The 11911-nt window shown below is 65.3% G+C and carries 13 protein-coding genes; 3 read left to right on the top strand and 10 right to left on the bottom strand.

Annotated features, from left to right (window positions below; translation table 11 throughout):
- The first annotated feature begins 74 nt into the window (after nucleotides 1-74).
- Nucleotides 75-398, top strand: coding sequence for a GIY-YIG nuclease family protein (locus QX108_RS20960; RefSeq protein WP_315782624.1), 324 nt, complete (start codon nucleotides 75-77; stop codon nucleotides 396-398).
- Nucleotides 399-554: 156 nt separating this feature from the next.
- On the opposite strand, the gene paaE is transcribed toward QX108_RS20960, so the two are convergent.
- The 8 genes from paaE to QX108_RS20920 all read right to left on the bottom strand — a co-directional run bounded on the left by paaE (nucleotide 555) and on the right by QX108_RS20920 (nucleotide 6916).
- Entirely contained in the window at nucleotides 555-1634 is a 1080-nt protein-coding gene (gene paaE / locus QX108_RS20955) for a 1,2-phenylacetyl-CoA epoxidase subunit PaaE (protein WP_315782626.1), read from the bottom strand.
- Between the two features lie 102 nt (nucleotides 1635-1736).
- On the bottom strand, nucleotides 1737-2240 hold the full coding sequence (paaD, locus tag QX108_RS20950; protein ID WP_315782628.1) for a 1,2-phenylacetyl-CoA epoxidase subunit PaaD: 504 nt from the start codon (nucleotides 2238-2240) through the stop codon (nucleotides 1737-1739).
- Nucleotides 2234-3010 (bottom strand): 1,2-phenylacetyl-CoA epoxidase subunit PaaC, encoded by a 777-nt coding sequence (paaC, locus tag QX108_RS20945; protein WP_315782630.1) that lies wholly within the window; start codon nucleotides 3008-3010, stop codon nucleotides 2234-2236. Before paaC ends, paaD begins: the two co-directional genes overlap by 7 nt.
- A gap of 144 nt (nucleotides 3011-3154) precedes the next feature.
- Nucleotides 3155-3442, bottom strand: coding sequence for a 1,2-phenylacetyl-CoA epoxidase subunit PaaB (paaB, locus tag QX108_RS20940; protein ID WP_009025702.1), 288 nt, complete (start codon nucleotides 3440-3442; stop codon nucleotides 3155-3157).
- A 15-nt stretch (nucleotides 3443-3457) separates the two neighbouring features.
- On the bottom strand, nucleotides 3458-4447 hold the full coding sequence (gene paaA / locus QX108_RS20935; protein ID WP_315719145.1) for a 1,2-phenylacetyl-CoA epoxidase subunit PaaA: 990 nt from the start codon (nucleotides 4445-4447) through the stop codon (nucleotides 3458-3460).
- 78 nt (nucleotides 4448-4525) lie between these two features.
- Complete coding sequence (gene paaX / locus QX108_RS20930) at nucleotides 4526-5407, bottom strand: phenylacetic acid degradation operon negative regulatory protein PaaX (protein ID WP_315782632.1); 882 nt, start codon at nucleotides 5405-5407, stop codon at nucleotides 4526-4528.
- Nucleotides 5408-5500: 93 nt separating this feature from the next.
- Nucleotides 5501-5977 (bottom strand): phasin, encoded by a 477-nt coding sequence (locus tag QX108_RS20925; protein WP_315719143.1) that lies wholly within the window; start codon nucleotides 5975-5977, stop codon nucleotides 5501-5503.
- Nucleotides 5978-6115: 138 nt separating this feature from the next.
- Nucleotides 6116-6916, bottom strand: a complete 801-nt coding sequence (locus tag QX108_RS20920) for a hypothetical protein (RefSeq protein ID WP_315782635.1) — start codon at nucleotides 6914-6916, stop codon at nucleotides 6116-6118.
- Between the two features lie 146 nt (nucleotides 6917-7062).
- Here QX108_RS20920 and QX108_RS20915 point away from each other — a divergent pair, with 146 nt between their 5' ends.
- On the top strand, nucleotides 7063-7983 hold the full coding sequence (locus tag QX108_RS20915; protein ID WP_315719141.1) for an alpha/beta hydrolase: 921 nt from the start codon (nucleotides 7063-7065) through the stop codon (nucleotides 7981-7983).
- 274 nt (nucleotides 7984-8257) lie between these two features.
- Here QX108_RS20915 and QX108_RS20910 read toward each other — a convergent pair whose 3' ends face one another.
- Together QX108_RS20910 and QX108_RS20905 are read right to left on the bottom strand one after the other, a co-directional pair.
- Nucleotides 8258-9262 carry an alpha/beta hydrolase gene (locus tag QX108_RS20910; RefSeq protein ID WP_315782637.1) on the bottom strand — a complete coding sequence of 335 codons (1005 nt, stop codon included), beginning with the start codon at nucleotides 9260-9262 and terminating at the stop codon, nucleotides 8258-8260.
- A gap of 132 nt (nucleotides 9263-9394) precedes the next feature.
- A complete protein-coding gene (locus QX108_RS20905) occupies nucleotides 9395-9655 on the bottom strand; it encodes a DUF6489 family protein (RefSeq protein ID WP_172111972.1) in 261 nt (86 codons plus the stop codon).
- Nucleotides 9656-10209: 554 nt separating this feature from the next.
- Between QX108_RS20905 and QX108_RS20900 the strand changes: the two genes are divergently transcribed.
- Nucleotides 10210-11808 carry an ABC transporter substrate-binding protein gene (locus QX108_RS20900; protein ID WP_315719139.1) on the top strand — a complete coding sequence of 533 codons (1599 nt, stop codon included), beginning with the start codon at nucleotides 10210-10212 and terminating at the stop codon, nucleotides 11806-11808.
- The last annotated feature ends 103 nt before the right edge of the window (nucleotides 11809-11911 follow it).

The following is an 11911-nucleotide window of genomic DNA, read 5'->3' as shown; positions in this document are numbered from 1 at the left end:
CTTGGGCCTCGCCCTTCGAGACGCCCGCCCCCGGCGGGCTCCTCAGGGTGAGGAGAAGCAGCGAGGGAAAAACCATGACCGAAGGCGCCTATCTCTACATCCTGCTCTGCGCCGACGGCCGTCTCTACATCGGAACCACACGCACGTCGCTGGAGCTGCGCCTGGCCCAGCACAATGACGGAAGCTTCGGCGGCTACACGTTGACACGGCGTCCAGTCCAACTGATCTACTCGCAATGGTTCGAGCGGATCACGGATGCCATCGAGAACGAGCGCAGCCTGAAGAAATGGACCCGCGCCAAGAAGGAAGCTTTAATTCGTGGCGATCTCGATGCGCTGCAGGCTCTCTCTGCACGCAGAACGACTTTTGAGGAGGCGCGCGACTCCGAAAAGCTATGAAAGCGACTAACCCGCACGAACAACTCGATACCCTCATGGTGAGGAGCACCGCAGGCGCGTCTCGAACCATGAGGCCACAGCCCGGGCCTCACCCTTCGAGACGCCCGCCTCCGGCGGGCTCCTCGGGGTGAGGAGTAGAAGTGGCGGGCCCTCCCCTCACATATGATCGTAGTCCACCACCACCCGCTCCGTCACCGGCCTCGCCTGGCACGTCAGCACGAAACCCGCCTGCAGCTCCCACGGCTCGAGCGAGTAGTTCAGCTCCATCTCGGCCTTGCCCTCGACCAGCTTGGCGCGGCAGGTGGAGCACATGCCGCCTTTGCAGGCGAACGGCAGGTCGACGCCGGCGCGCAGTGCGGCATCGAGGATGGCCTCGCCCTCGGCCACCGGGACTTCGCGGCGCTTGCCGTCGATGATCAGGGCGGCAATCGCCTTGGGTGGCGCGGAGTCAGGAACGATCATCTTTGGTCGCGGCCTGCCGCCGGCGCCGGAGACGAAGCGCTCGACATGGACGCGCTCGTCGGCGATGCCGAGCGCGCGGCAGGCGGCCTCGATGTCCTCGCTCATCCCGGTGGGGCCGCAGATGAAGACGTGGTCGACGCTCTCGGCCGGCACCAGCGAGCGCAGCAGCATGCGTACCTTCTCGCCGTCGAGGCGGCCTTGCAGGATCGGCAGATCCTGCTCCTCGCCGGAGATGACGTGGAACAGCGAGAAGCGCTGGAGGAAGCGATCTTTCAACTCCTCCAACTCCTCGCGGAACAGCATGCCCGCGGTGGTGCGGTTGCCGTAGAACAGGAAGAAGCGGCTGTCGGGCTCGCGGGCCAGCACAGCTTTGACGATCGACAGGATCGGCGTGATGCCCGATCCCGCCGCGAAGCCGACATGGGTGCGCGCCGCCTCCGGCTGCAGCGCCACGCCGAAACGTCCGGTCGGCGTCATGACGTCGATCTGGTCGCCACGCTTCAATTCGTCGGTGACGAAGCTGGAGAACGCGCCGCCATCGACGCGCTTCACGGCAATGCGAATCTCATTATCGTCGGGGCCGGAACAGATCGAATAAGAGCGGCGGACCTCTTCGCCGCCGAGCGTGGTCTTCAGCGTGAGATATTGTCCCGGTGCGAACTGATAGTCCGCTGTCAGCTCGCTCGGAATCGCAAACGTCAGCGACACCGCATCAGGCGCCTCGCGGCGCAAGTCACGGACAGCAAGACGGTGGAAGCGCGGCGTTGTCGACATCGGTTCTATCCCCGCGTCATTGCGAGCGAAGCGAAGCAATCCAGAGCCGCGTACGCAGCCCTTGAAAGCTTCGCTTCGCTCGCCATGACGGCTGTGGCTGCATCAGTGGCACTTGAAGTAATCGAACGGCTCGCGGCACGACTTGCAGCGCCACAATGCCTTGCACGAGGTCGAGCCGAACTCGGCCAATTGCTCTGTGTCGACCGAGCCGCATTGCGGACACGCGACCTCGGCGACGCCGAACAGCGCCCGCCGGCCGCTCGTGGCTTGCGGCGGCGCGATCCCATACTCTCGCAGCTTGCGGCGGCCCTGCTCGCTCATCCAGTCGGTGGTCCAGGCCGGCGACAGCACGGTGCGCACGCTGGCCTCGCGAAAGCCGGCGCGCTCCAGCGCGAGCTCGATCTCCAGCGCGATCATGTTCATGGCGGGACAGCCGGAATAGGTCGGCGTGATCGCGACCTCGACGCGGTCGCCGACCACCTCGACCTCGCGCAGCACGCCGAGATCATCGATCGTCAGCACCGGGATTTCCGGATCGGCGACCGACGCCGCCGCGTCCCAGGCACGCTGGCGCAACTCGGCCGGGCTGGTGTCGGCGACTACCACGTCGCACCGGGGAAACTGCGCTGCATATATTGCAGCTCGCTGAGGAGATGGCCGAGATGCTCGCTGTGCCGCCCGTCGCGGCCGCCCTGCTGCATCCAGTCGTTCTCAGGCAGCACCAACGACGCCTCGCGCACGAGGTGCGAGACGATCGACAGCCATTCCGGCAACAGCATCGTCGGGTCGATCGCGATGCCGGCATCGATCAGGCCACGCTCGGAGTCGTCGACGCTGAACATCTCGCCGGTATACGCCCAGAGATCGTCGACCGCGGCCTGCGCGCGGGCGTGGCTTTCGTCGGTGCCGTCACCGAGCCGGATCACCCATTCGCTGGCATGGCGCAGATGATAGGCGCATTCCTTCTCCGACTTGGCCGCGATCGCCGCGAGCGTCGCATCGGTGGAGCCCATCATGCCGCGCCAATAGAGATCGGCGAACGCCGCGTAGAACAGCTGCCGCACCATCGTGTGTGCGAAATCGCCGTTGGGACGCTCGACCAGAAGCAGGTTGCGGTACTGCCTGACGTCGCGGAGATAAGCGAGCTTGTCCTCGTCATGGCCGCGGCCCTCGACCTTCGCCGCGTAGCCGTAGAGCTCGCGCGCCTGGCCGATCAGGTCGAGCGCCATGTTGGACAGCGCCATGTCCTCTTCGAGAACAGGCGCGTGGCCGCACCATTCCGACAGGCGATGGCCGAGGATCAGCGCATCATCGGCACGACGCAGCGTGTAAAGCACCAGCGGCGTTTCGGAGACGGTGATCGAGGGAGCGGTCATGACGTTTCGCCTCTGAAGCCACGCATTCGACCTCATCCTGAGGAGCCCGCCGCAGGCGGGCGTCTCGAAGGATGGGCCATAAGCGATACCGGGCCTCATGGTTCGAGACGGCGCTACGCGCCTCCTCACCATGAGGAGTTGCACCTACATATGCCCGACTTCTTCCGGCACTTCATAGAACGTCGGGTGACGATAGATCTTCGATTCCGCCGGCTCGAACATCATGCCCTTGTCGGCGGGATCGGAGGCGGTAATCGCGCTCGACGGCACCACCCAGATCGACAAGCCTTCTCCGCGGCGGGTGTAGAGGTCGCGCGCGGCCTGCAGCGCCATGGTGGCGTCGGGCGCATGCAGCGAGCCGCAATGCTTGTGCGCGAGCCCGTTGCGGCTGCGGATGAAGACCTCCCACAACGGCGTGTTCGGCGTCGCCATTTCGCTCTCCCTGTCCTACTCGGCGGCCTGCGCCATCTGGCGCCGCGCGCGCTTCTCGGCATAGGCGGCCGCGGCCTCGCGCACCCAGGCGCCGTCGGCATGCGCCTTGCGACGCGCCGCGAGCCGATCACGGTTGCATGGGCCGTTGCCGGCGAGCACCTGCTTGAACTCGTTCCAGTCGATCGGGCCGTGCCGCCAATGGCCCTGCTCGTCCTGCTTCATCTCGGGATCGGGCATCGTCAGACCGAGATACTGCGCCTGCGGGACGGTGGCATCGATGAACTTCTGGCGCAGCTCGTCATTCGAGAAGCGCTTGATCTTCCATTTGGTCGAGGTGTCGCTGTGCTGGCTTGCCTGATCGGGCGGGCCGAACATCATCAGCACCGGCCACCACCAGCGGTTCAGCGCGTCCTGCGCCATCGCCTTCTGCTCGGCCGTACCGTGGCAGAGCGTCAGCATGATCTCGTAGCCCTGGCGCTGGTGGAACGATTCTTCCTTGCAGACGCGGATCATCGCGCGCGCATACGGACCGTAGGAGCAGCGGCACAGCGGAATCTGGTTCATGATCGCGGCGCCGTCGACAAGCCAGCCGATCACGCCGATGTCAGCCCAGGTCAGGGTCGGGTAGTTGAAGATCGAGGAGTACTTCGCTTTGCCCGCCAGCATCGCGTCGACCAGCTCCTCGCGCGAGGCGCCGAGCGTCTCGGCGGCGGCGTAGAGGTAGAGCCCGTGGCCGCATTCGTCCTGGACCTTGGCGAGCAGCGCCGCCTTGCGGCGCAGGCTCGGCGCGCGCGTGATCCAGTTGCCCTCGGGCAGCATGCCGACGATTTCGGAATGGGCGTGCTGGGAAATCTGTCGGACCAGCGTCTTGCGGTAGGCCGCCGGCATCCAGTCGTTCGGCTCGATGCGCTCCTCGGCATCGATGCGCGCCTGAAACCGTTGGGCGCGCACGGCGTCCTCGGCGTGGCTGCCCTCCTCGGGCGAATTAAGCGCCTGCGTGTACATGCGGCGGCGTCCTCCCAGGACTTGGTTGCCGCCAACATATTACAAAATTCGAGTGATGCAATCGAATTCCGTAATATATCAGCGCGCCTCATCCTCGTCGGTGAACCGCCGCATCAGCGCCGCATCCGCCACCGGCAGCGGCCCGTCCTCGTTGGTCGCATGCGCGTCGAGCCAGCGCTCGGCACCGGTCAGCAGCAATCGATAGATCTCACCGCACAGCGCCCTCGCCTGCCGCCCCGGCCAGTTCCCGGGCAACAGCTCGGCCGGCAGCAGTGGATCGCGCAGCACGACGCGCCGATAGTGGTGGATCAGCAAGATCCGGGCGGTGAAGGCCTGGCCGTCGGTCAGCGCCTCGCCGCGTTCGATGCTGGCCTTGAGCGGCGCGAACGACGCGCTGAACTTGCGATAGGCCTCGGCCGTCCGCTCCAGCGCCCAGCTCTCGGCGACCAGCCGCCGCGCCATGTCGGAGCCCGCGGAGGTCTGCAGGCGGATCGCGCCCTCCACGGCATCGGGCACGGCAATGCTCGAGGGCGCCACGAACACGCCGGGCAGCGGGCTGCCAAAGCCGGCGTCGCGCAACGCGGTCCGGGCTTGCTCGCGGTCATCGGCGCTGCCGGTCAGCACCAGCTCGAAGCTGCCGTTCCATTCGGCCGGCGGCGAATCGTAGATGTGCCGGGTGGCGCCGGCAAAGGTCTGCTCGCCGCGCCGGGTCAGGCGATAGAAGCTGTTGCGGCCGCTCTTGGTGCGCTCGAACCAGCCCTCCGCGGTCAGCCGCGACATCGCCGTGCGGACGACGCTGCCGTCGATCGCGAGTCCCTCGAAGAAGGCGAGCAGGCTGCCGAGCCAGACGCTGCCACCGCGCGGCACGATGGCGTCGCCGAACACCGTGATGATCAGCGACCCCGTGCGCGAGGGCTCGCTCTTGAGCTGGCTGACGATGCGGGACAGCGACTGGGGCATGATCCCCGCTTTATCCGGTTTCGCCCGATCACAAAAGAAAAGGCCCGCGCGATGCGGGCCTTGAAGGTCGATCGACTGACGCTGTTGACGCGATCAGGCGGTCTTGTTGTAGGCCTTGGCCATGTTCTCCTGGGCGACCTTGGCCCCCTCGGTGACGAGCTTGCCGACATACTCGCTGGTCGACTTCGCACGGGCCACCAGGGCCTCGCCGCGGGCACGGGCCAGCTCACCCTGGATCTGAACGGCTTCGCTGATCGACTTGGCGGACGCGAGCTTGTCCAGGCCGTCGAAGAACGCCTCGGTGTCCTGATACAGCGCCTGCTGGATGTTGCGGCTGATCTTGCCGGCCTCGGTCACGCCGTCGAACACGGCGGTCTCGATCGCCGAGGTCACCTTCTCGGAGCCTGCGAGGGCCTCCGCAGCGCGCTCCTTGGCGGTCGACGCGGTCTTCTTGACGAACTCCCGCGCGGATTCCGGCACTTCCATGGTCTGCAGGTTCTTGAACGCGTCCGTCACCGGCGCAAAGGCATCCTTGACGGTATCGAACACGGTATTGGTCTCGGTGGTCATGGTCGTCTCCATCCTCGTCTGAGCTATGGCTCTCGCTCCGTCCCTAAGAAAACCGGAGTAACTCAACCATACCACAAAAATGGTGCACCGCAACAGTTATGTTGCAATGCACCATTGCGGGAGGATCGGGAATGCGGCTCAGCCGCCGCCGTGCTTCTTGTTGCGCGACTTGCCAGGGCGGACCGGCTCGGCGGCTCTGGAGGCGGCTTCGGCCGACGCTGGAGCCTCGGTCGCAGGAGGAACCTCGGCTACCTCCGACGCGACCTCGACCGCATGCTGGGTCTGCTTGACCAGCACATCGAGCGCGGACCGGATCTCGCGCAACCCCGCCTCGATCGAGGCCGTGGCTGCAGGTTCCCGCGTCTGCGCACCCTTCAGAAATTGGTCGAGCAGCGCCTTGATCTCGCTCAACTGGGGCGTGGGATCGACGGGTGGCTTCACTTCCGGCCGAGGGGCCTTGGATGCGGCAACAAGCTCGCCCAGCAAAGCCTTGATCACGTGGAGTTCAGGCGTGACATCCACCAGCGTCGGGGCGGCGGGCGGCGGGACCTTGGACGCGGCAACAAGCACGTCGAGCAAGCCCTTGATATCGTTCAGCTGGGGAACCAGGTCCACAGCCGGCTTTTCTGCTGGGGGCGCCTTCGTCGCGGCCAGCAGTTCCTTGAGCAGCGCCCGCGTCTCCGCCAGTTCGCTCTCGATCGAGGTCAGCCGTTCGCTCAACGCCGTGAGCTGACCGCGGCTCGGCACGTTCATGCCGGCGAAGTAGTTTTCCATCAGATCGGCCATGGGCTTCTGTCCGTTTCCAGAAGTTGCGGGATCATCGGAGGAGCTGGTCGCCGCGCCCATCGGGCGCAGCCGGGTGAAGGCCGTGAAGCTCTTCTGCATCTCCCCGACCATCTGCTGCCAGAATGCGATCGGGTCGCCGGATTTGTTCGCCATCGGCACGCTCCTTCAGACCAACACAAGACTCAAACACAACCTATCATAGCACGATCTCGCTGCGGTGCGGGAGGATCATGGGCCGCTTCTCTCGATCAACGGAACCATGCCATAGAGGACCCGTTGGCCTTGAACGAGGGAACACCGTGACTGCCATTGCTCATCAGCCGCCGCAGACCGTCCGCGCCAACGGTATCGACATCTGCTACGAGATCTTCGGTGATCCCGGCGCGCCCCCTCTGCTGCTGATCATGGGCCTGGGCGCGCAGATGATCATCTGGGACGACGAGTTCTGCGAACAGCTCGCTGCCCGCGGCTTCCGCGTCATCCGCTTCGACAATCGCGACATCGGCCAGTCGAGCAAGCTGCATGGCGGCCGCCGGCTGTCGCCGTTCGAGCTGCTCAAGCTGCGCTTCTTCCACATTCCGGTGTCCGCGCCCTACAAGATCCTGGACATGGCCAACGACACGGTCGGACTGATGGACGCGCTCGACATCAAGTCGGCGCATCTCGTCGGCGCCTCGATGGGCGGCATGATCGCCCAGGAGATCGCGATCAGCTTTCCCCATCGCGTACGGTCATTGACCTCGATCATGTCGACGACCGGGAACCCGCGCCTTCCTCCGCCGACCCGTGAGGTTGCGATGTTGCTGATGGCACCGCCGCCCAAGACCAGGGACGAGTACATCAAGCGCTTCCAGAAGACCTGGAAAGCGCTGCGCGCCGGCTCCTTCCCCGAAGACGAGGCCCGCGACGCGGCGCTCGCCGAACGCTGCTTCGCCCGCGGCCTCAACCCCGCCGGCGTCGGCCGCCAGCTGCGCGCCATCCTCGCCTCCGGCAGCCGCAAGCCACGGCTGCATCTGGTCACGGCGCCGACGCTCGTCATCCACGGCAAGCGCGACCCGCTGGTGCATCACGCAGCCGGTACGGATACCGCGGAATCGATCCCGAACGCCAAGCTGGTGATGATCGAGCGCATGGGCCACGCCATCCCCATCCCGACCTGGCCTGTGATCATCGCTGCCATCGCGGAGCACGCGCATGGTGCGAACGCGCAGGCGGCTTAGGACGGCAGCTCTCAGAGCCATCGCTGTCGCGCGGAAAAAGGTGTCGTCCCGGCGAACGCCGGGACCCATAACCACCGACCTTCGTGGTTGCGACGCGCTGTGGCACCAGCCCGCTTTCACGATCAGGGGCGGTGAATATGGATCCCGGATCTGCGCCCGCCGACGCGTTGCGTCGGCAGGCTTGTCCGGGACGACACCTGTTGCTGGGGCGCCGCTGTCGCTACGTCCACGACGGGCCTGCAGCTCAGGCGCCCCCGGCCGAACCGCCCCGCCCCTACCCAAACCTCCGCCGGCGCCATTCGATCAGCTTGGCGCTGACCTCCGCCGGCTGCTCCTGCTGCGTCCAATGGCCGCTGTCGCGGACGAGGTATTTCTCCAGGTCGGGAACGAGCTTCTCCATGCCGTCGGCGGCCGAGGGCGGCAGCACGGCATCGTTCTCCGCCATGATCATCAGCGACGGCACCCGCACCGTATGGTCGAGCCCTTCCGAGCGCTGCCAGTTGCGGGTCATGTTGCGATACCAGTTGATGCCGCCGGTGAAGCCGGTGCGCGAGAATGTCTCGACGAACACGCGCTTCTCCGCGTCCAAGAGAATCGGCTGCCGCGCGTCCTTGGCGGCGTCATAGGCCGCGATCATCTGCGGGAACGCCAGGTTGAGCGAGGGCGATGCAGCGATTCCACCTGCTGGCGGCTCGGTCGACGGCGCATCGTTGCGCGGCAGCGGCTTACGCATGAAGGCGTCGAAGGTCTGCTCCACCCGCGAACCGAAGATCCGATCGGGCTCGCGCGCGGGGTCCTGGAACTGCACGATGTACATCGTGTCGCCGAAGCGCTTGCGCATGATCGCGATCGGATCGGCGGGCGCACGCGGCAGATGCGGCGTGTTGATGCAGACCACGCCGGCGACACGGTCGAGATGACGCAGCGGCATCTGCCAGACGACGAACCCGCCCCAGTCATGGCCGACGAAGATCGCCTTGTCGATTCCGAGATGATCCAGCAGACCGACGAGGTCGCCGGTGAGATGCTCGAGATCATAGGCCTCGACCGGCTCCGGCCGGTCGGTGGCCCCGTAGCCGCGCTGGTCCGGCGCGATGACGCGGATGCCGGCCTCCGCAAGCGCCTTCATCTGATGCCGCCACGAGAACGCCAATTCCGGCCAGCCGTGGCAGAGGATCATGGGCGGCCGGTCGGTTGCGGGACCGGCCTCGTAGTACCCCATGCGAATGCCGTTGGTCATCGCAAACTGCAGCGGCGGCATCCCAGCCGGATCGGTCATGCGTCCTCCCTCAAGCTGCTGCGCCGGCCTTTGCTGGCGGTCGCGTGCCTCGGTCTGGAGCAGGCTCCAGGCCGGACGTGCAGGCGTCTCGCTGCTCCGCTGGTTCCGCGCAGCGAAATCGATCGGCCGTGATCAGGCCGATTTCTTGTCGCTCGAGCGGCTGCCGCCCAGGCCGGTCATGGTCAGCATCAGGTCCTGAAACCGCTCGGCCAGGCGCGGATCGAAGGTGAACCAGCTCTGCATGATCGCTTCAGGGGTCAGCTTGTCGATATTGCTGGTCATCTGATGCTGAAGCCGGTCCATCACCGCGGCCTGCATCGGGCCGACGTCGGGAAGTCCGAAAAACTGCCGTGCCTCGAGCGGTGTGCAATCGATCTCGATGTTGACTTTCATGTCCGCTCCGCGCTGTTCGAACCATTCCCCGCCGCCTCCAGCAGGACCCCGCTCACATGGGACGCCCTCCGGGACTCTCGGCCGAGAGCGGCACAGTATCACCGCTTGCCGCCCTCTCTAGCAAGCGGCGCGTTGCTGCAGGTGCGCAATTCCCGGGACATGGTCAATCCCAGCCCGGGGCGGCCGAATGCGACGGTCGAGTCCCGCGTGCGCTGCACATCCAGGGCTCGGGGACTAACCATATCGTTTAGGCTTAAACAAACTGCACTTGTGTGCCGCCGCCGAATTCTGGCAACATCGTCAGATCGACGTGCCGCGGGTCCTCCAGCGCACCGCCAAGCCGAAGCCTTCGAACGGCCAAGGCTTCGGTACAAGGCTTCGGGATCAGTCATTCCGGCGCGGCATCAGACTTGCAAGCACATCGCTCGGCGTCCTGTTGCTTCTTGAAGTTCGTGCAAGAGGCGCCTCTGACATCACGAACTTCGAAGCAAGGCCGGCCGGATCAAATCGCGCCTGCCGAGAAAACAAGCGTCAAACGCGGAGAATTTGAACATATGTCGGGACGCAAATCCCTGCTCATCGCGGCGGCCGTCGCATTCGTCGGCCTTGCCGGGCTGCCGGCCTCGGCCCAGACCCTGCGCTATGCCAACCAGGGCACCCTGAAGTCGCTCGATCCCTACACCTTCAAGGAATCGACCACGATTGCGCACCATGCCCACATCTATGAAGGACTGACCGCGCGCGACAAGGATCTCAAGATCATCCCCGCGCTGGCTGAAAGCTGGGAGACGCCCGAGCCAACTCGCTGGCGCTTCCATCTGCGCAAGGGCGTCAAGTTCCACAATGGCGAACCCTTCACCGCTGACGACGTGATCTTCTCCGCCGAGCGCGTCCGCGCCACCGGCTCGAACTTCCTCTCCAACGTCCCGCCAGACGCAAAATTCATCAAGGTCGACGACTACACGGTCGACGTGAAGCTCGATGCGCCCAATCCCATCCTGATCTCGCAGTGGGACACGTGGTACATCATGAGCAAGAAGTGGTGCGAGGAGAACAACTCCGTCGCGCCGACGCCGGTGTCGGCAACCACGCCGAGCTACGCCGCGCTGCACGAGAACGGCACCGGCCCCTTCATCATCGAGAGCCATCAGCCCGGCGTGAAGACCGTGTTCAAGGTCAATCCGAACTGGTGGGGCAAGCCCGAGCATAATCTGAAGGAGATCGTGTTCACCACCATCTCCTCCGACGCCACGCGCGTCGCGGCGCTGCTGTCCGGCGAGGTCGACATCATCGAGCCGGTTCCCGTGCAGGACATCGGCCGCGTCGATTCCAGCCCGAACGCACAGGTCCTGAAGGGACCGGAGCTGCGCACGATCTTCCTCGGCATGGACCAGAACCGCGACGAGTTGCTCTACTCCAGCGTCAAGGGCAAGAACCCGTTCAAGGACGTCCGCGTCCGCGAGGCCTTCTACAAGGCCGTTGACGTCGAGCTGATCAAGACGCGCGTCATGCGCGGCCTGTCGACGCCGTCGGCATTGATGATCGCGCCGGAGCTGTTCCCGCTGTCGAAGGAGTTCACACGGCCCAAATTCGATCCGGACGCAGCCAAGAAGCTCTTGACCGAGGCCGGCTATCCGGATGGCTTCGAGGTCGGAATGGACTGCCCGAACGATCGCTACGTCAACGACGCGGCGATCTGCCAGGCCGTGGTCGGCATGCTCGCCCGCATCGGCGTCAAGGTGAACCTGAACGCGCAGCCGAAGGCGCAGTACTTCGCCAAGGTGCTGAAGCCGGGCGGCTACAACACCTCGTTCTTCCTGCTCGGCTGGACGCCGTCCTCGATGGACCCGCACAACGTGCTGCACGACATCATGGGCTGCCGCGAGGACCCGAAGGATCCGACCCGCGGTGAAGCCAATCTCGGCAACTATTGCAACAAGGAGCTGGACGCGCTCACCGACAAGGTCCTGGTCGAGACCGACACCGCCAAGCGCAACCAGATGATCAAGCAGGCCTTCGAGATCGGCATCAAGGACTACGGCTACATTCCGCTGCACCAGCAGGCCGTGGCCTGGGGCGTGTCGAAGAAGGTGAAGATCCCGCTGCGCGCCGACAACGCCGTGCTGCTGTTCCTCGCCACCAAGACCGAGTAGTTCGCCAGACGACCACGAGTCCCGGAAAGCAGAACTGCTTTTCGGGACTTTTCATTTCCAGCGGCAGGTGCTACCCGCCGCCGCGTCTTTCAAGTCCAGAAGG

Source organism: Bradyrhizobium sp. SZCCHNR1002 (assembly GCF_032381435.1).
Classification (GTDB): domain Bacteria; phylum Pseudomonadota; class Alphaproteobacteria; order Rhizobiales; family Xanthobacteraceae; genus Bradyrhizobium; species Bradyrhizobium aeschynomenes.
The sequence above is the reverse complement of the archived record's forward strand: the minus strand, read 5'-3'. Positions and strand labels throughout refer to the sequence as shown.